This is a genomic window from Agathobaculum sp. TL06 (genome assembly GCF_054658635.1).
Genome location: NZ_BAAGGY010000018.1, coordinates 47,917 through 68,040 on the forward strand (window position 1 = coordinate 47,917; position 20,124 = coordinate 68,040).

A 20,124-nucleotide genomic window follows, 5' to 3' on the forward strand; every position below is an offset into this window, starting at 1 on the left:
ATGCGCGGGCTGGAATTGATATGCGCCAGTAGCTCAGCCGGATAGAGCAACTGCCTTCTAAGCAGTAGGCCGGGGGTTCGAATCCCTCCTGGCGTGCCATCTCTCCAGTTGACTACAGTTTATATGGTGGGTATAGCTCAGTTGGTTAGAGCATCGGATTGTGGTTCCGAGGGTCGAGGGTTCGAGTCCCTTTACCCACCCCATATGAAACCTTGTGACGCGCTGCTTGATGCAGCGCGTTATAAGTATAAGGACCGGCTCCATGCAACCCAGCCGAATACAGGGGCGTCGCCAAGCGGTAAGGCATCGGCCTTTGACGCCGACATTCGCTGGTTCGAATCCAGCCGTCCCTGCCATTTCAACTTCATACGATCCAGTAGCTCAGTCGGCAGAGCACCTGCCTTTTAAGCAGGGTGTCCGGGGTTCGAATCCCCGCTGGATCACCACGACAAATAGCCTGCATAGTCGCCCGATTATGCAGGCTATTTTGTTTTATAAACTTTTTCGCAATAGAAGACGAAGCTCCGTTGTGCAAAATCTCATTCTGTGCGCAGCTCCTAACCCTATTGGAAGCCATGCTCCACAGCCTGTTTATTTTGTGAAAACGCGCAGACGATGCATTGCCGTCTGCGCGTTTTCTGTATCCAAAAATAGCCCCAAACTTGAACCGTTCTCACTCTATCCAACCGATAGCGACCTGTTCAGTCTCCAATAGCTGATCGTACGCCTGCTCCATCAGCATTATGACATTCGCTTTGAGTTCCGTTAATGTCGACTGATACAGTCTTCTCAGGCAGCGCGGATTCCCCTTTTGCTGCGGCACCCGGGCGTCATGGCATATACGCCGGATCTGGCAATTCGCCGTGCTCCGTCCAATGCATTTCCCTGTCCGCGTGATAAATATCGCGCCAGATCGGATGCCATTTTTCTCTGCATAGTCCAGCAATTCTTTCCGCAGGCAGACAGGGAACGGTATCCATCTGGCCGCGCTCTTGGACGACAGCGTAACGCCGCCCTGCCCCACAGCCTCTACCGTCACTTTGGGCAGTTCCTGTATGTACAGCCCCGTCGTAACAAACAGTTTGATCAGCAAATATGTGCGTTGCTGTCCCAACAGCCGCGCAGTCTGCAGCAGGCGGAGATACTCGTTCCGACTCATCTCCGGATGGACCGGCTCCTCTGCTGTTAACTGCCTTGGAAGCTGAAACTCCCGCCTGTCCAAATAGGCCAGAAAATTGTTTGCCACGGATATCCGCGTATTTATTGTGCGCGGCGCGACACCCTGTTCCAGCATTCTGTCCCGCCATTGCCGCAGCGTGCCTTTTTGCAGGCATTTATCCTCTGGCAGCGCGGTATACAACAGCATCAGGTTGCGCCGGTACCCTTTCAGGCTCTCTTCCGCCAGCCCCGTCCGGCGCTGCTGCTCCAAATATTGCTTGATCTGTTCCTGAGTAACGATTACGCCCTGCGCCGCTTCTGTTTGCCGCTCTTGGAAATCCAATGCTTCCCCTTTTAAGCTCATGTTCTGCTCTATCCTCTCCTCTTGCATCGCAATGCAGCAGTAGCGGCCTGCACACGGAACAGACACAGCTTTGCATCCGCATCACAGTCTTATCCACGCATCCATACTTTCTATTGGCTTTTTCTCTTTTTTATAAAAGCGGAGGGCCATCCAAAGCAGACGGCCCCCGCTTTTCATTGCGTTGGGCTAAGTCAACGCTGGGGCACAGCTTTTCCTATCCTCAGGGAAAGCCACGACCCGATTACTTCCAGTTCTCCTCCACGGTGTTGGATTCCCTGGTATATTCGTGCTCGGTCGTCGCCTCAGCGATCTCATAGAACGCCCAATGGCTCTTGGTAACATCCGGGAAGTTCCTGCCGGCACCGCTGTCAACAGCGCTGCGGTCCGCGATACGGCCCAGCATATAGTTGACGATTTTTGCCGCCTCCGCGCGCAGAATTGGCTGATCCGGACGGAACGTGCCATCGGAATAGCCGTTGATCCAGCCGTAATTTACCGCAGTAAGCACGGACTTATAGTACCATGCGCTTGCCGAAACATCGCTGAACGACAGGCTGCCCGAATTGTTTGCCTTTGCAAAGCGTGTCGCAATGGCGGCAAACTCCGCGCGGGTGATCGCGTTGTTCGGCCGGAAAGTTCCATCATTGTAGCCATTGATGATGCCCTTACCCGCAAGCGTCGCGATCGCGTCATGATACCACTGGCCGGACGCCACGTCAGTAAAGCGTCCCTGCTGCTCAACGTTCTTGTCCAGCAGCAGACGGTAGAAGATCGTTGCTACCTCCGCACGGGTGATATTGCTGGACGGACGGAACGTGCCCGCTGGATCGCCCTGCATATAGGCCATATGATCCTTAGTATTCAGCACAGCCGAAATACCGGTTTCATCCGGATCCGTAATCTCGGGCATCGTCGGTTCTTCCTTGTCTTCAAACTTTACATTTACGGTAACTCCAGCAGAGGGCATTGTAAAGGTGTACTCCCCATTGCCCTTATCGGTTACTGTTACCTGTTTGCCATTCTCGTCGGTAACCGTAATCTTTTCCACCGTGCCATCCGTTGTGATGGTCACCTTTTCGCCGGCTGCGGCTTCATCCTTATTCGAGCTGGCCGAACCGTCGCCGGAGGGCCGGACATTGATCGGATACTTGGTGACGGAGCCGCCTCCGCCGCCTCCGCCGCCGCTGGAGCTGCCGCCGCCAGAGCTGCCGCCGGAGCCGCCGGAACTGCTGTCAGTCTTCCAGCGTGCGTAAAGGTCGGTATCTGCGGCGATGGTAAAGACAGCGCCCGCCGCATAGGACGTGCCGGTACCATCCGGCTTGGTGTTCCAGCTGTCAAACTTCTTGCCGGAAGGCGCGGTAAAGCCGTTTGCCAGCACCTTTACTGCGGCGCCTACCGCATAGGGGCTGTTCGGGTCCGCCATGCTGCCGGAACCTCCATTAGCGTGGTAGGTCACCCGCACCGCCTGCTTCCACTGTGCGTACAGCACGATATCCGAAGAAATGTTCGAAATCGTGTCTTCCGGCGCATAGTCTGTGCCGCTGCCATCGCGTTTGGTATTCCAGCAGTCGAACACGCTGCCGGCCGGCGCGGTAAAGCCGCTCTTCTGTACCGTCGCGTTGTCGCCGGTGTGATACGCCTGCGGATCCACCGTCGAACCGCTGATCGCACCGTTGCCATCGTAGCTGACCCGCCAGGTCTCGGTCACACCGTCATAATCCTTCCACTGGGCGTACAGCGTAGTATCCGCCGTGAGAACAAAGGTCTCGTTCGGCAGGTAAATCAGGCCCGTGCCGTCCGCTCTCGTGTTCCAATGCAAGAACTTCTTTCCAGCAGACGCGGTGAAGCCGAGCGCCGGATCATTGATATCCATTACGGTTATCGAGGCGCCGTTGTTGTGCGGATTACCTGGGTCAGCCACCGTGGTGCCGCTGGAGGCGGTGCCGCCATTGACATCATACATCAGGTTGACCGTCGCGGAATCCCACTGTGCGTACAGCGTGGTATTGGCACGGATCACAAAGGTATCTCCCGCCGCATAGGGCGTACCCATGCCATCCGCCTGCGTGTTCCAGCCAGTAAACATCTTGCCGGCGGGTGCGGTAAAGCTGCTTGCCAGCACGGTGACCGTATCCCCATCGTTATACGGGCTGTTCGGATCGGTCATCGAACCGGAGCCTCCGTTCCCATCATAGGAAACCGTATGCTGGGTCACGGGCGGGGTCGTGCCGCTCCACTGGGCGACCAGCGTCACATTCTTCGCCGGCATCGTGAAGCGGTCGCCGGGCTGATAGAGGCTGGCGCCGTCGCTCCACCCCTGGAAGGTCTCCCCTGCCTTGACCGGTGACGCTGCGGGCAGGCTGATCTGCACCTTTTCATTCAGGAACTGGCTGCCGAAGTTCGTGCCGTCGGGGTCGGTACCGCCGTTCAGGTCGAACGCCAGCTTATATTTTCCCTCCTGGATATCGGGCGCGCCATTGCCGTTGCTGTCCTCGCCCCAGACCGCGTTGACTGTGATATCCTTGGTCTCAAACTTGACCTGCAGCAGAAGCGTCGGCAGCGGCGTTGTATCGCCGCCCTTGTAAACAGAGGGATACGAGCTCTTATCCGCCGTGGTCCAGCCGATCAGCACATAGTCCGGCTGCGGCGGCGTCATACCTGCGGCCACCGTGTTGAGATACGCGGTGTCGCCCCACTTGTAATTGGTGTTGTCTACCGGCGGGTTGCTGCCGCCGTTTGCATCATAGTACAGGTGGTAATCTTTCTCATAGATATCCGGTATGCCGTTATTGTCCGTGTCCTCGCCCCATACGGCGTAAACGCTGATATCCCCGCTGTTGAAAGTGACCTGTTCGCACTTATCCGGCAGGTCGGCCAGGTCGTCGCTGCCCTTCCAGATGTAACCCAGGTTATTGCCGGTCTCCTCTGTCCAATACAGGAAAATATAGTTGCCGTCTGTCGGCTTGTTGGTATAGTCCAGCGTCACAACGTCCTGGTACTGATGCTTTTCAGACTTGAACGCCGGACTGCCATCCGCGCTGATGCGGTTGGTATTCGCCATATAGTGAAGGGTATACTCGTCCTCCTTCACATCAGGCTTGCCGTTGCCATCCGCGTCAACGCCCCATACGGCATAAACCGTAATATCAAAACCGCCGAAAGTGACATTATCGATCAGCGCAACCTGCTGCAGCGCCGCCTTATCGCTTTCCTCGTAATGGTCCTTCAGACTGCCGCCCTTGCTTTCGGGAGGCTCAGTTGTCCAGCCAATGAACACCAGCGGATTCGGGCTGACGGCAGCGTCATTTCGGGAAATCTTTACGCCATCGCGCTCATCCTTCAGCATTGCGTTCTGACCCGGCAGCCAGGCTTCGTCATACGGTACGTTGAGCACGCCCGTCCCATTGCCTTCATAATGCAGGTTATATCTGGTTTCAAACATATCCGGCAGGCCGTTGCCGTTTTCATCGATGCCCCAGAGCGGATATACGGTCCAGGAGGTCGTTTCATATGTGCCGTCATTCTTGGACGCCGTATTGTTTTTCCAGTCGATCGAGGCCTGGGTCACCGACTCCAGCAGGCCCTCGCCGGCATAGGCGGACCAGTCCGAAATCAACGCGGTCTGTCTCACGTCGCCGCCTTTCAGCGAGTAGAACGTGCTGCGCGTGCTCACTGGACCGCCCAGGGTCGTACCCGCGTCCTTTTCGGAGATATATGGCTTGCCCGTATTGCCGAACTCGTTCTTCCCGCTCACATTCTGGCCTTTCTTGATATCATAGATCAGGTCCAGATGGTTCTTGAACGCGCCGAAGTCATCCTTGTTGAAGATGGTCTGTTCCCAGAACAGCGGGCTCCAGCCCAGGAATACATACTGCTTGCCAGACGGCGTGACGACCGGCACTGTCGGGTCGAGCGCGACCGTATCACCGGTATTGTAGCCGGCGCCTGTGTTATCGTCGTAAGTCGTCAGCTCTTCCACGCCGCTCGGACCGGTCTGCTGCAGCTTCTTGTCCTTAAACGGCATCGATTCCTGGTCCAACTCCGCGCCGGCGAGCTGCAGCTGCTTCAGGCCGGAGTTGTAGTACACCCTCAGTCCCTTGTCGCTGTCGGTCGCATCCCAGTCCGGTGAACCGTCGTTATTGCTGTCCGCAGCCCAAACCGCATACAGTGACCCGCCGGTCGGGAAAGTAATATCCTCCCCATTCCAGCTCTTATTATACAGGTCGGTCGGCTCGGTCGGCGCATCGTTTACGGTTACAAAATTCGCTTCGTACAGCGCCTTATCCGTGCTTTCGTACTTGATTCCCTTGGAGGCGTCCGTCGTCCAGCCCATAAACATGTAGCCGGAAGCCTTCATTACCGTCTCGCCGTATTGGAGCTTCGGCTTCGCGCCGGCCAGCGTTACGCCTGCGTAATACAGGTTGGTATCCTCCGGCAGATCGGTCGCGCTTACCAGGCCTGCGGTATCCTGATAGGTCAGCTTTTCGCCGCTCTGGTCGATATCCGGCGTACCATCGCCGCCCTTATCCTCCAGCCATACCGGATACAGCGCAACGTCCGCTGTCCCGATCACGACCTCGCTGACCAGCTTTTTCTCCAGCTCCGCGCGCGAGATGCCGCCGGTCTGGTCCGGATAACCGTAGGATTTCTCAGCAAAGGTCCGATCCGTCGTCCAGCCGCCAAACAGCATGGAAACACCGTTCGCCGTTGCAGTACCGCTCGGCGCAGTGCCGCCTACGTTCACCTTATCGTATTGCAGCAGATTCTCCACCTTCGCGGGCATCGTCACACCGGTCAGGCCGCTCAACGCATTGGTAAAGGTGATCGTATACAGCGACTCCAGGAAGTCCGGCACATTATTACTGTTGCTATCCGCCGCCCAAACAGCATACAGGGTCATATTGCCCGTCTGCTGTTCGATCGTTTTCTTACCTGTCACTACACCGCCGGAGCCGAAGCTCTTCTGCCCATTGTAGATATACAGGTCCGCCAGAATATCCTTATAGTTGTCGCCGGCATTCGCCATACCGGTATCATCCTTATTGGTTGCCGTAACAGCGCTGTTCGGTCTGGTCAGGCTCCAACCAACAAAGATGTAATCATCATGGGTCGGCTCCTTGCTGTCAATGGTGTACGTCGCGCCGGGGATGCCCTGCTCCACCTTGGTCGGTGCGCCGATGCCGCCGTTTGCGTCGTACCTCATTTCCAGGTTCTGTTCCACGATGTCCGCAATGCCGTTGCCGTTTTCATCGTAGCCCCATACCGCATAAACCGTCTGGTCGGCGGTGGTAAAGTCCACGCTGTCGATGAACTTGGGGTAATAGCCCTGGTGTACGTCAAAAATGCGCTCTTCTTTTTCCGCAGACCAACCGGCGAATACGACCGGCGTGGAAACCTTGCCCGTACCTACCGAACCGCAGTCATTTTCCTTGACCACATCCGGATGCTCAAGCAGGCTGCGATAGATCGTCCCGCCACCCGTGGCGTAGGACTTACCCTGATAGATGCCGCTGATCGGCTTATTCGGGTCGTTACCCAGGGTCAACTCCTCTGTGATCCGGGTATCCTGCTGCACAAGATACACCGTCTGTCCCTTGGAAACATAACTGGGCTTGCCCTGATCCTCAGGGAAAATCAGCGCTATGGTGCCGGACGCCCACTCAGAGCTGTCGCCGACCTGATAGCCGTTCTGCTCGGTCACCGTCTGGCCGGCCTGCGGATTCAGGTCATACGTCAGGCGATAGCCGGAGGGTACCCATACCGCCATCGCGCCGTTCCCATCCTCGCCCTTAGTCACAAAGGTATCCTCCGTGCCATAGTCAAAGAAGGAGCCCGTGGTTCCGTTTGCCGCGGGGAAACTGTACTGTATCTGGTACACCTGCTGGCCGATACGGGTTGCCGGAATACCGGTAATCTCCTGATAACGGCCAGTGGTCGTCTGGCTCAACTGGTCCTGCGTGCCGGTAATCGTCGGAACCGTGCCATCCCAGTTGTCCGGATCGGTATACGAGTTGCTCGCGCTGGGCAGGTTTGCATTGTTCGGGCGCGTCCATACATACTGGCCGTTGTTGCTGTTCGGGATCTCCGTGCCAGCATCCGTATACACGTTGCCGCCAATGATGATGACATTACCATCCTCTACCCTGGAAGTACCGCTCGCACTTGCGGCCGCGCCGCCGCCCAGGCCGCGGAGCTGGATATTGCCGGAGCTGTTCGTCGCAGTGATGGTGCCGCCGGTCACATAAACCGTGCCGCAGCCGCCAGCCGTACCCGTATTCGTGCCGCCGCCGCCGATCGCCGAGCCGTAGCCCTTGGAATTGATCGTAAAGTAGCCGCCGTTCAACCGCGCCGTGGTGGGGCCGTTGCCCGCGGCGCCGCTCTCGGAACCGCCGCCGCCGATACCCGCGCCATAATTCGCGTTATCGCTGGTCGTACCGCCCGAGACAATCGAAAAGTTGCCGCCGTCGATAGTCAATTCCTTCGCGCCCGAGCCGCCGGCGCCGCTCTGCGAGCCGCCGCCGCCAATACCCGCGCCATATTTGCCGGAATTGATCTCAAAGCTGAACGTGTTCGCTCCGACGGATGGCGGCGTGGTTTTGGTGCTGATATACAGTCCATCGCCGCCGTCGCCGCCGCTGCCTGACTGCGAGCCGCCGCCGCCGATGCCTGCGCCATAGACGGAACTGTTCACCTTTACCTTCATATCAACAGCTTTCGCATTTGCGCTGGAGAGGTCGGTCAGGCTGCCGAAACGGGTCGTACCGCCGCCGCCTGCTGCGTTGCTGCCGTATCCACCGCCACCGCCGATGCCTGCACCATACAGGCTGGACTGCACATCCATGGCGCCGCCAAACAGGTAGGTCGCGCTACCGCCGCTCTTGGTATTCGCGCCGCCAATCGCTGCGCCGTAACCTACCTCACCCTTCAGTATCGGTATGGTATTGATCGCGTTAGAATCTGATCGGTTCCCCGAGATTCCACGCCAGGTAGACGGCGAGGTGCCATACCCCTCTTGCTCGAACGCACCCGCAACAGCTGTAATATTACCGCCATATACACAAAGCTGCGTACCTGTGATTGCCGAAGTACCCTGCTGTGCATTCGTTTCGCTCGGGTTAGCCACAACCGCATTGCTGAGACCGTTGCCGCCGATTGCCGCTGCGTATTCTCCGGAATACGCGGCGGTCGTACCGGAATAGAAATTCATGCGGCCGGAGATTGCTGCGCCATAGCCCCAGTTCACGGCCGTGACAGACAAATCACTGTCATTGTCTCCGATCCGGCCGATGCGGACTACATGCTCGTCGTTATTATACGCCCAACCAAGTGTTGCGCCCTGCGAACCTGCAGACGCCTCGCTGAGCAGTGTGCCGCCTGTAACATTAATATACTGCCGGCCGACATCTGAATCATAGCTGCCGCTGGTCATGTTCTGTCCACCGTTGCCGCCGATGCCATAATGGAAGCCAATAGCCTCCACATCGCCGCCGTTCATGACAAAGCCGCGCGTGCCGGGGTCAGTGGAAGTGTAATGGCCGCCGTTACCGATGCCGGCATACGAATGCTGAGAAAACGCGGAATACGCCTGTATTGTACCGCCATCGATCTCTACGAAGCCGCTCGGCTGCGTGCCTGACGAACCGATCGCCGCGGAGCAGCCGCCACCCTGCGCAAACAAATTGCCCGTGGACTTATCCGTGATTACCAGGCTCGCGGTTGCATCAACCATAATAGCTGACTGATTTACACTGCCGCTGTCATAATAGCTTGAATTGTTGGACAGTATGTTGGAGCCTGTCAGCGTCATATGAACATCCGCATCCGCAATCGCAATCGGCGCGCTTACAGTCTTGAAAGAACTGGACTGCCTGTTTGTATTGCCTGCGGCAGCCACAAATACCGATACTCTACTAGCTGGCGAACTTCTCAGGTGCGTCTTGTAATTTTCTTTGGTTGTACCGGTAACCGGCAGCATGAGGACATCATCCAAAATAATGTCTGCTCTGCGGCTTGCCTCCACGCCTTTCGCGCTTGATGTTATGATAACCTGGTTTGATGACGTGCCAATCATCTCGCCAGTGATCTTAACAACCTTGCCGTTCAGCGCCGCTGGATCAATCCGAATGGTATCGCCGCTTTTGGTCACACCGCTTGTATCGTTTCCGGTAATGCTGCCATCGCTTACATTAACCGTAATGTCCGCCTGCGGTTCCTGATAGGTAAAATCCGCATAGGCCGTGATTTCTACCGTTACCGTATCGCCGCTTTCGGTATACGCGCCGAATTTCGGTATGGTATAAGTGGTGGACGCACCGGTGAACTCGGTAACGTGCTGATACGCGTCTACGGTTTTATCCTTGTGTTCCACCTGCGCGAGCGCCACGATTTTGCCGCCCGTGAAACGGTATTTTTCCGCGGCCTGAACCGCTACCTGCATGGTATCGCCGGTAACCTGCTGCCCGTCACGGATTTTCACATCCAGCGGGCTGATACCTGTTATGGCATTGCCGCCTGCCGGCGTGATGGTTACCGTGCCTCGTAAGCCAACGCTTTCATCGACGCGTGCGGTCACGCTGTACGCCACGCCGGACGGATATGCCGTTGCAATATCCGAAGCAGTCGTCTCGTCAGCCGCAAACGCCGTAGTCCCCAGTGCGGGGAACATGCCGAACACGATGACCAGGGCCATAAACATGCTCAGCAAACGCTTACAAAATAAGCGTCTCGTCATTCGCTTTCCTCCTTTGCATATTCTTTTCCATAAAACGCAAAAAGAAGCCGCCAACCTTTCGTTTTCGACCATTTCCGCGTTATATTTATCCATCTTTTTAGAGACGTTTTTAGGTGATTTTCCGCACAGCACCTTCAGGAGGGAAAAAGGGGAGCGCAAAGGATATTTCAGTGATGCCGCTGGTATCCATGACTGCTGTTCGGCCGGACTGATTCACGCTCTCCCTTTTCCTAAAACCGAATTATGTGCCTAAAGGGTAATCTGTTGCGGATTACTAAGCTGAGATTTTAATGATTCGCTGTGGGAACGAAACTTTTTTCTCTTTTTCTTTTTTCTGAATCTCACCACCTTTTTGCTATATTGCTTTTACCCCGGCCTCACCCCCTTTCAGGTCGGACCATTTTCAGACAGTATTGCTGTCAATGTGCTTCCGTCACTGGCGTTATCCTGTTCCACATGTTCGTTTGATGCTTGCCGAACGCTCTCTATCCATTTTTCAAATTCCGTATTTTGCGCTGCAATACTGCCATTGAATGCGGTAACGCAGGCATTCTCCTCCAGGTTTTGAAAATTATTTGCCATCCGAAGCACTTCACAGAATATTTTTTCCACTGCCTGAATCATGTTTTGTCGTCCGATCACTTCATCCACATGTCCGCATGCTAATTCACTTTCAAACAGGGCATACGCACCTTCTGGACCTTCGAGCCGCTGGCATTGTCCGGACAGGAAGTATTGATGGAAAGAGCTGACCGCAATAAGATTCCGGTATTTCTTTCTGATCAGGTTCTGCTGGTAATAGCATCCCAGCAGGCGCGCTGTGCTTTTGCAGTTGACGCCAAGCACCTCTATCTCCTGGCCGATGATCTGTATCTTGATATCTTTCAGGAATTTTCGTCGCGCATTTCTGGTCTGTATCTTTCCGTTTTGCTTTCGGATACGCTCATTTTCTTCCTGCCAGTAAAGTGCTTCCGATGCCAGCAGCCATATCCACAGAAGACTGGTCAACGGAATACAGATCAGGCTCAGCTGCCCCCAATTCAACAGCGGCATACCAAAATCAGAAAAGACCGCTTCAAACAGCCGGATCAGCAGCCCCAGCATGCTTCCTGCCCCTATGCTGATGATCAATCCCACAAGCCCCATTCCAATCAGTTCACCGGCGCCGCGGCGCTGCTTCAGCGCTTGCAGCGGTTCAACCTCGTAATGGTTCAGCTTTCTCATTTCTTCCCGCAGCTTTTCGCACAGTAATCGCTGCGTTTGTAAGGATAACTCCAGCCGGTATACATGGGACAAGTATTCCCGCAATAGAGTGGCATGTTCTTTTTCTCTCATAATCCCTGCTCTATTTGTATCACATCTTTAATCCAACGCCTCTGCCGGCCCATTCCTGCATAGTTCTTTTGGAAAAGGGAGGCGCAACTGATATTCCCAGTGAGGCCGCTGATATCCACGATGGCCATTCGGTCGGATCAGTTCGCGCCTCCCCATTTTCACAAAACTGCATTCATGCGCATGATAAGACAGCCCGCATGGCAGTGTGCGTGCTTTACTGTTCTTCCGCAGTTATCGGCTGCAGTAGCGTTCGATGATCGTCGCCACCTCAGCACGGGTCGCGGTACCCTTAGGCTCCAGCGTGGTGCTGGTGCGGCCGTTGAGCAGACCCTCGCTTACCGCCCATTTCACCGGTGCCTGCGCATAAGCGCTCACCTGGCCCGCGTCGGCAAAGTCAAGTGCGGCGCTGCCGCTGACGTCTTTACCCTTATATTCCGCATAGCGGTACAGAATTGCCGCCATCTGCTCGCGGGTGATATAATCGTTCACGCCAAAGGCGCCGTTATCATAGCCGGTCACAATACCGTGCGCACTCGCCCAGGCAATCGCGTCGGCATACCATGCACCGGCCGTCACATCGCTGAACTTCGCGGGGCTGCCAGCCGCCGGACGGCCCTCCATGTTGTACAGGATCTGTACCATCATGGCACGGGTGAGTACACCCTCCGGATCGAATCGCGTACCGGATACGCCGTTCATATAGCCGTTTTCCGTCACGAAGTCGACCGAACCGTAATACCATGCGCCGTTCGCCACATCGGTATAAGCACCTGTGGTTTCCTGCGGTTTATCAGTTTCTGCCTGGAATACTGCGGAAACCGTTACATTGGAGTCTGGCATCTGGAACGTATAGCTGCCCTCTGTTTTCTTCTTCAGCGTGACGGTGCCGCCCGCGCTGTTCTTTACGGTTACCGAGGACAGGACATAACCCGTGTCCGCCTTTGCGGTAACCGTGACCGTAGCGCCCTTGGACGCTGTGGACTTATCGACTGTAACGGTGCCGTTAGCCGTATTCTGGACCGTGACGCTGTGCGTGGAGGATGCGGCGCCACCGCCTCCGCCTCCGGAAGAACTACCGCCGCCAGAGGAGCCACCGCCGCTAGAGGAGCCACCGCCGCCGGAGGAGCCACCGCCGCCGCCGGAAGAGCCGCCAGAGCTGGTCAGGGTGATAGCAGGCAGCGCGACATCGCTTCCGCTTACCACGACGCTTCCCGAGTAAGTGTTATAGCCGCTTGCCGTGACCGTAACCGTGTAGGACCCGTCCGGTACGCCCGTGATAGTGAAATCGCCCGCACTGTTCGTTGTGGCAGTAAAGGTAGCCGCGCCGGTCAACTTGACCGATGCGCCGCTTACTGCGCCGCCGCTGCTGTTTTTCACCTTGCCGGTCACCGTATGCGTGGTTACGGCCGGTGTTTTGGTCAGCGTGATCGCCGGTACGGAGACGTTGCTACCGGACACCTGCACGGCGGCCGTTTCCGTCTGGTACCCTGCCTTTTCCACTTTCACTGTGTAGCTTCCGTTCGGAATGCCATGAATGGTGAAAGCACCCGTGCTGTCCGTTGTGGCGGTAAAAGTAGTCGCGCCGGTCAGCGTGATTTTTACGCCACTGAGCGGCCCGTCGCTGTCCTGCACGAAGCCCGTCACATCATAGCCCACAGCCGCCGTACCGTTCACCGTTACCGTCAAGCTCACAGAGCCGCCGCCGCTCGGATAGGCTGTAACCGTGGCCGTGCCGGCCGAAAGGGCGTTCACCTGAATATCGCCGCCGCTCAGCACCGCCGTTACCACCGTCGGTGCATTTGACTGCACACTGGACAACGACGCCTTGGCGTTGGTGCTCTTATCGAATACCGAAACGGTATCGGTATCGCCCGCATCCAGACGCAGGGACGTGATCTCATTCAGCGCGGTGGTGTTGTCGCTGAAAGCGTAGTTGTAGGTGGGCGCGGTCGAGCCGGCATTCAGCTTGGCCCAGAACAACTCACTGGAGCCATCGACGCGGGACGCCTCGTATACCATCTTGCCGGACTCACTGCCGCGCGCGGTCACCTGGTCGCCGTTCAGCGTCAGCGTCAGATCGCCATCCGTCTGCTGTTTCACAAACCGGTCGCTCGCGATCTCTTCGACCGCGGTCGCGCTGCTGCCATCGGTGTAGCTGTATGCTACCTCCCAATACAGCGCCTTGCTTTCGCCGTTTGCAAATTCCTCAAAGCTGGACGGGCCGGTGCCGAGGTTCAGCGCCGCGCTGGATACGGTACCCTTGACCAGAGTAACACTCATTTCCGCCAGCTGGTCGCCGTCCCTGTCGTTGATCGACAGGGTAACCGTCGCATCCTCGTTCTTCACCATCTGCAGTACGCCGGACCGGAGCAGCGCAGCGTCCAGATATCCGCCGCCGCCATTCTCTTCAATGGTCGCCCAGCCCGCTATGGTATCCACCTCGTTGAGGATCGTGGTCGGAACGCCATACTTCACCGTCTTTGCGGGCAGGGTGGCCGCTTTCACCGTAAAGCGCAGGGTGCGGTCGCCCGTGCTGGGGGCGCGGACGCCGGCGCTGTTTATCGTCCAGAGCTTGTAAACATATGTGCCGGGCTTGCTTGCGGTCAGCTTAAGCGTATCGCCGCTGCTGCTCAGAGACGGCTCTGGCAGGTTGCCGCTGGCCGCCGCGTCATACTCCACGTTGAGCGCATTCTTCGCCGCGGCGTCATAACCCGCGGAGCCGGGCAGCGCATCCGCAAGGAATTCACTGGGCAGCATAAAATTGTTGGACGTGCCGCTCGTCTGCGTGGAAACAGCATATTGGATCGAGAAATTCGCCGTTTCACCCTGCTTGATCTCGTTATTCGTCACACCGGCGTTGGTCATCTGCGGCAGGATATCCACAACATTGATCGCGCCGATATTGGCCGCATGGCTGACCGTGATCGCCGCATCCGCTGTAACGTTGTAAGACAGGTATGTATTGGCGGCGGTCAGGCTGACGCTCGCCGCGTCCAACTCCGCCGTATAGGAGGACAATGCGCTGTTATCCGCCGCGATGTCCATTTCGTAATAGATATAGCCGTTCTCGTCCGTCTGCAGCGTATCCACCACCAGGCCAGCCGCGCCGGTCAGCAGCCAGGCCGAACTGGTATCAAATTCGGCTGCTTTCAGGAAATTCAGATAGCTCTTTTCCTGTACCATGTCGTAAGTCAGCGCCGCCGGATCAAAATCCTGATCCTGTTCCAGCCCGTAAGAGCTGTCCTTGATGACAGGGTAGATCCGGTACGTCTCTCCGATCGTGCCGCCGGTCACCGTATAGGTGCTGCCGGAGCCGCTGACCTTATCGCCCGTGGCGACCATGTAAAGCTCCTCCGCCTTCGGATTGCCGACATTGATCGAGAAGCCATACGCACCGCTGCCCGTGTCATAATCGAGGAGCGTGACCTCCTCGTTTGCGCCATTGGTCGGGTCAGTGTAGACAATGCTCACCTGGTTGCCGCCGCTGCGCGCCTGGAGCTGCAGCTCGTGCTGATTCGCATCCACCGCAATGTTCCGCTCCGGCACGGCCTTGAGCGACAGTCCATCGACTTCGCTGCCGATCGCGCTGTGACCGGTGGTGCTTCCGTCGCTGTACTTCACATCCATCTCGAACGTCAGAGTATCTCCCAGCGCGCCCACCTCGACCGAGCCGTTGGCAACCGTCTTTGCACCTGCCGGCGCATTCATCCAATGCGCCTTTGCCGCAGCGGGGATCGCGGCGGTGCATCTCATCGAGGCGGTTTGCTGGTTGCCTGTCACGCCCGCGTTATAGTCATGCTGGTGGCCGCCGATCGTTACCGGACTGGCAGGCTGGCCGCCGACCGTATCCATCAGATTACCGCTGAGGGTGCCGGAGCCCATTGCGCCCGGCGTAACCGTATACGAGCCGTCCGCTTCCAGCGTCGCCGTAAAAGAGCCCGTGGGGGTGCCGGCGTTAAAATAACCGCTCGCTACAATGCCGGCTTTCCAGCTTTCTGCCGCCGTGCTGTAATACGATTCATTGGCAAAAGTGTACACAAAGTAGACCTTGCCGGTTTTGCCCAACGGGATCGCAAAATCCTGCGACAGCGCCGTTACGTCGCTGCTCATGGTCATATCGTTCGAGAGGTTCGGCTTCCAGTAATAGTTGCCGTACGAATCCTCGTAAACCGCGACCGTACCGGTGATCCGTGACGGCCCCAGCCTGATCTTGACCTGCGTATCCGCGCGGCCCGTCAGCGAAAGCGTGCTGTAGCAGTCCGGATCGTCTACAAATCTGTCGCCCGCCAGCTTATCACCGTAGCCCGTATTCAGCTGGATATTGTTCAGCTTCACCCTGTTGCTGTCCCAATTTGTGCCGGCCCAAACCAGACCATCTCTGCTGTCAGGCTGCTGCGGGTTGCCGTTAAACCAGGGGGTAAACGCCGCATCCTGCAGGTTGATCTGTTCTTCTGTCAGGCTGTTGTTATTGGTAACGCCATAGATCTTATAACTCAGCGTATCCCCGATCGACGGCGTGACCTCGCCCAGAATGTTCAGTTCATACAGATCGCCGGCCATCGCCTGCTTCTGCTTCTCCAGGGCATCCGTATAGCTGGTTACGCCATCCATGGAAGGATTGTAATTCTCCGGCGCCCAGATGAATTGCGTGTACTCCGGCGCGCTCGTCGTAACCGGAAGGACCAGGTTGGCCGCCAGGCCTTTCACTGTCAGCAGGAGGCTGCCGCTTTCTCCGGCCCCGTTCGCCTGCAGCCGCAGAATGGTGGAATAGCCCGAAAGGCCTGTCCCGTCATCCAGCCAGCCGGCAACCTGTATTTCGTTTTCCGTACCCGCGCCGATGTTGCGCGCCGTAGTGGTGAACTTCTGGTCCGGCAGCGCGTCGGTATCGTACCATCCAAGGATGGAGGACGCATCCAGCACAAAGCGGTCCCCGCCTTCGCTGTACTGCACCGTTGCGACCAGGTAAACCTTATCGTTCTTAACAAGTGCAGCGCCTTCGCCCTGTTCCTTTTCATATGCCTTGTCGCCGTCCGGATCGGTATAACGCGCCATCAGGGAAAAGTCCGCGTTCTCCGCGCGGATCTGCGCCTCAATATCGCCCTTGGACAGGACGCTGTACTTTCCGTTATCCGGAATGCTGTAAATCTCATAGGCTACCGGCGTCAGCGCGGCGATCGACTCGACATTCAGCTTCGCGGTTGCGGTCGGGTTTCCGGCCGCATTCTTCACATGCACCTGGATAGCCGGAACCGTATCGCTGCCGCAGTTCTGATGCTCGGAATAGCCCGAGGAAACCTCCAGTGCCAGCACTTTTTCAGCGCCGCCCCGCGGGTCGGGCAGGGTAACGATTTCCGCCTGCAGCCCAGGACTGCCCGCATCGATTACCGCTTCCACCTGGCTCAGATACTTTTCCGGCAGGTAGCTTCCATCCGCCTGCTTCAGCAGATATTGGGTCGAGCCGGTGTACACGCTCTGCAGCACGTTATCCGACTCCAGCGAGGAGATCGAGGTGCCGCCGACGATATAGAGCTTTCCCAACTGGCCGTTGGGTACGGTAAGGGTTGTCTTTACCGCCCCATCGTTGTATTCCACCAGCTCAATGCTGTTGACCGCAGGGTTGTCCGCTACGGTTACGTTTGCGGTGAGCGTCCGCCCTCCTACGGTTACCGTCAGTATGCCGCTTTGCGCGTCGCTGTTCGCCTTCAGCGTGACCTGGACCGCATCGCCCGCCTTGGATTTGCTGATCGAAACGCCGTTCTGCGGGTCAGGCGCATAGGACGCGCTCACCTCGCTCTCGTCCAGCGGCAGGATCGTCGTGCCATCCTCCGCTATCTTTTTCACCTGGAACGAGAGCGTGCCGCCCTTATACAGCGTCCCGCTCGCCGGTGTCATCCCATACGTCGGGCTGGAAGCGGTCACGCTGATCGTGAACGTCTCGGTCTGCGTACTATCCTTATAGTCGAGCGTGAGCTTCACGGTGTTCGAGGAACCGTCCGTCAGGCTGCTCAGATCAACTTCGCCGCTCGGCGATACCGTCTGCGCCGCGCCGCCGTTGACCTCCACCTGCACGGCATCCTCAAACAAGATGCGTACCAGCCCTGCTTCCAGCGTCGCATAATCAGAATGCGTTACGCCGACCGTGTTGAGCAGCTTGGATACCGCCACCAGATTTCCCTCACTCCGCTTAAACTGCATGCTGCCGCTGCTGCCAAGCGCTTTGCCGTTTGCAAAGGTGTTGGTGTAGGTTACCTCGATCGGGCTGGTCGTATTGCCCGATATCGCGCGTATGTTCGTATTATCCAGTTCGACCAGCTGCAGCTTGGGATATGCCGCCCGAAGCTGGTCAATGTCCACATCGCCTACGACGTCCGGATTTCCCTTGAAATCCAGATAATATACCTTGTTCGCATCGTCGAGGTTCATGGAATCCAACGCATTGTTAATGGATTGGTTATCGGTAAGGCCCCCGCCGGCGGCCAGCGCCGGCGTTGTACCGATCAATCCGGTTACCATGGCTATAGTGAGCAGCCATGATAGGAAGCGCGTGGATTTTTTGCATCTTGTCATAAGTATGCCCCTCCACTTTTTGTTGTCTGTTCTTGTTGTTGTGTAAGAAATACTATATTGATTTTTGTTGCGCCGCCGTGGACTTTCCTCGTCCGGTTGGCCGGCGGCCCGTGGTTCGCCCTGCGGTAACGGCCATACAGCCTCGGAAGGCCGGGCTATACATTCCCCTCCCTTCCTGTTACCGCAAAGCTTTTTCCGGCGCAGCCCTCGCCGGATAATGCCTGCCGGTTGCCGTGTACGGCAGCGTTTTGATATACATGTCATCCCCTCCTTTCCAGACCATGACAAAATTCATGTTTTGTTCTTCCGTTGGGTGCGAATGGGAAGAGAATACAGAATGATTTTCTAAAATTTCCCTGTATTTATTTAAAAAACGCAAAAAAAATACAACAAACAGACTCGCAAAAAAATCAGGAACATGCGAGTCTGTTTGTTGTACCAAAATTTCGGAAAAAGTCTTGTTAAAAATAAAGTATTGTGGTAAAATAACTCAAAACAAGAAGATTCGACAAAATTGGTCTATGTAAGTGGTTGGCAAAACATGAATTTTGTCTACCGAATCAGCCGCAACTGCTCAAGCTGCTTCTGATGCTCCACGCCGGTAGCGACCAAATAGAGCCGTGTGGTTTCTATGCTCGAATGTCCCAGCATATCCGCCAGTTTGACGACATCGCGGCACGCACGGTAAAAGCAACGGGCAAACAAGTGCCGCAGATTGTGCGGGAACACCTTGGTGGGTGCAACCCTTGCCCGTTTGCACAGTTGCTTCATCTCTCCCCATATCTGTTTTCTGGATAAGCCCTGTCCGCCCCTGGTAAGGAACACCTTGCCAGAGGTGATTTTTTTTCGTTTGGCGTATTTCAGCAGCTTTCGGCACAGCTTGGAAGGAAGCAGGATCGTCCGGATTTTCCCTTTCAGGGCGATGTCAGCACGGCCCGCGCGCGCCGCCTCCACCGTGATATACTGCACCTCGGATACGCGAATGCCGGTCGCGCAGATCGTTTCCATCACGAGTGCCAGGCGCTCCTCTGCCTGTGTCAGAAGGCGCTGGTACTCCTCCCTGGTCAGTTCCCGCTCCGGTTCTCGAAACAGCCTGCGCTGTACGCGAAGCGCCTTGACCCGGCAATCCCCCCGCCCTAAAAAAGTGACAAAGGAATTGACCGCAGCCAGCATAGAGTTCACAGTTGTTGGGCAGTAACCCTTTTTCAGCAGCATTTCCTTCCATGCGGTCACTCGCTCTTTACAGAGAGGCGCCCCCTGCAGGAATGTCCAAAAGCGATACACGTCCCTGAGGTATTTCTCCTTTGTCCCTTCGCACTTCTCTTCTTGTGTCAGGTGCTGCTCAAACGCGCGGATTTCTTGCTCCGCAACACTTTTTTCTTGCTGCATTTTTCTGACCTCCCGTTCGTTTTATCCTATATTGTACCGTTTCCTGTCATTTTAAGCATCACCTATTTGCGCCAGATGGACTTTTCTGTAAAGCGTTGAGACAGAGTACATCACCGTTCTTTGCATACGCCGTTTTTTCAGGCGTTCCGGTACCGCACGCGCGAAACATCCCATGAATCGTCGTTTTCTCGCTCCTTGCGCTTTTCTGGACGATCTTTCAATGAGCCTTGGGCGTGCCATCCGGTAAAAAACATTCCCGCTCCAACGTGAGCGGGAATCATGCTGCAGCACTTCATCTGTCTGTATATTCATATGCCGAATCTAAACATCGGCTTCTGTTTCTAACCTTTTCTGTAGGCGCAAGTTTTCTATAATAAACCAAGCGCCCGCAAAATCTTAACGATTTTGCGGGCGCTTGTTTCGTTTCCCTTACATCAATAAAAAAGGCCTGCGGTTACTTGATGCGCGCGATGTTCTTGGCGAGTTCTTTTTTCATTTCGAGGTTGGACTGGCGGGCGATCATGATGCGCTGGGCCTGCGGGGAGCCCGCGCCGTGCATGGACTCGGGCAGGTAGCCAAC

7 protein-coding genes and 4 tRNA genes are annotated in these 20,124 nt (G+C 56.4%); 5 read left to right on the forward strand and 6 right to left on the reverse strand.

Features of this window, described 5'->3' with window-relative positions; genetic code table 11:
• Window positions 1-22 precede the first annotated feature (22 nt).
• The 4 genes from ACYQ3S_RS11580 (at window position 23) to ACYQ3S_RS11595 (ending at window position 446) form a co-directional block, all read left to right on the forward strand.
• Window positions 23-99, forward strand: a tRNA-Arg gene (locus ACYQ3S_RS11580).
• 27 nt (window positions 100-126) lie between these two features.
• Window positions 127-203: transfer RNA gene (locus ACYQ3S_RS11585), tRNA-His, on the forward strand.
• Window positions 204-281: 78 nt separating this feature from the next.
• Window positions 282-356, forward strand: a tRNA-Gln gene (locus ACYQ3S_RS11590).
• A 14-nt stretch (window positions 357-370) separates the two neighbouring features.
• Window positions 371-446: transfer RNA gene (locus ACYQ3S_RS11595), tRNA-Lys, on the forward strand.
• 227 nt (window positions 447-673) lie between these two features.
• Here ACYQ3S_RS11595 and ACYQ3S_RS11600 read toward each other — a convergent pair.
• Window positions 674-1,522 carry a tyrosine-type recombinase/integrase gene (locus tag ACYQ3S_RS11600; RefSeq protein WP_459689278.1) on the reverse strand — a complete coding sequence of 283 codons (849 nt, stop codon included), beginning with the start codon at window positions 1,520-1,522 and terminating at the stop codon, window positions 674-676.
• Window positions 1,523-1,763: 241 nt separating this feature from the next.
• Window positions 1,764-10,253, reverse strand: coding sequence for an InlB B-repeat-containing protein (locus ACYQ3S_RS11605; protein ID WP_459689279.1), 8,490 nt, complete (start codon window positions 10,251-10,253; stop codon window positions 1,764-1,766).
• Here ACYQ3S_RS11605 and ACYQ3S_RS11610 point away from each other — a divergent pair.
• Entirely contained in the window at window positions 10,216-10,506 is a 291-nt protein-coding gene (locus ACYQ3S_RS11610) for a hypothetical protein (protein ID WP_459689281.1), read from the forward strand. The genes ACYQ3S_RS11605 and ACYQ3S_RS11610 overlap by 38 nt on opposite strands.
• A 134-nt stretch (window positions 10,507-10,640) precedes the next feature.
• Here the strand turns inward: ACYQ3S_RS11610 and ACYQ3S_RS11615 are convergent, their stop codons facing one another.
• The 4 genes from ACYQ3S_RS11615 to ACYQ3S_RS11630 all read right to left on the reverse strand — a co-directional run.
• On the reverse strand, window positions 10,641-11,588 hold the full coding sequence (locus tag ACYQ3S_RS11615) for a hypothetical protein (RefSeq protein ID WP_459689282.1): 948 nt from the start codon (window positions 11,586-11,588) through the stop codon (window positions 10,641-10,643).
• Between the two features lie 231 nt (window positions 11,589-11,819).
• On the reverse strand, window positions 11,820-18,155 hold the full coding sequence (locus tag ACYQ3S_RS11620) for a beta-sandwich domain-containing protein (RefSeq protein ID WP_459689284.1): 6,336 nt from the start codon (window positions 18,153-18,155) through the stop codon (window positions 11,820-11,822).
• A gap of 552 nt (window positions 18,156-18,707) precedes the next feature.
• Entirely contained in the window at window positions 18,708-19,544 is an 837-nt protein-coding gene (locus ACYQ3S_RS11625) for a tyrosine-type recombinase/integrase (RefSeq protein WP_459689286.1), read from the reverse strand.
• A 454-nt stretch (window positions 19,545-19,998) separates the two neighbouring features.
• A partial coding sequence (locus ACYQ3S_RS11630; protein WP_459689288.1) for a 4-hydroxyphenylacetate 3-hydroxylase C-terminal domain-containing protein occupies window positions 19,999-20,124 on the reverse strand: 126 nt, incomplete at its 5' end.

Bases quoted from the DNA above. Each gene is read 5' to 3' on its own strand.
- ACYQ3S_RS11615 (WP_459689282.1), bottom strand. From the start codon at position 11,588: ATGAGAGAAAAAGAACATGCCACTCTATTGCGGGAATACTTGTCCCAT.
- ACYQ3S_RS11610 (WP_459689281.1), top strand. From the start codon at position 10,216: ATGCTCAGCAAACGCTTACAAAATAAGCGTCTCGTCATTCGCTTTCCT.
- ACYQ3S_RS11620 (WP_459689284.1), bottom strand. From the start codon at position 18,155: ATGACAAGATGCAAAAAATCCACGCGCTTCCTATCATGGCTGCTCACT.
- ACYQ3S_RS11605 (WP_459689279.1), bottom strand. From the start codon at position 10,253: ATGACGAGACGCTTATTTTGTAAGCGTTTGCTGAGCATGTTTATGGCC.
- ACYQ3S_RS11625 (WP_459689286.1), bottom strand. From the start codon at position 19,544: ATGCAGCAAGAAAAAAGTGTTGCGGAGCAAGAAATCCGCGCGTTTGAG.
- ACYQ3S_RS11600 (WP_459689278.1), bottom strand. From the start codon at position 1,522: ATGAGCTTAAAAGGGGAAGCATTGGATTTCCAAGAGCGGCAAACAGAA.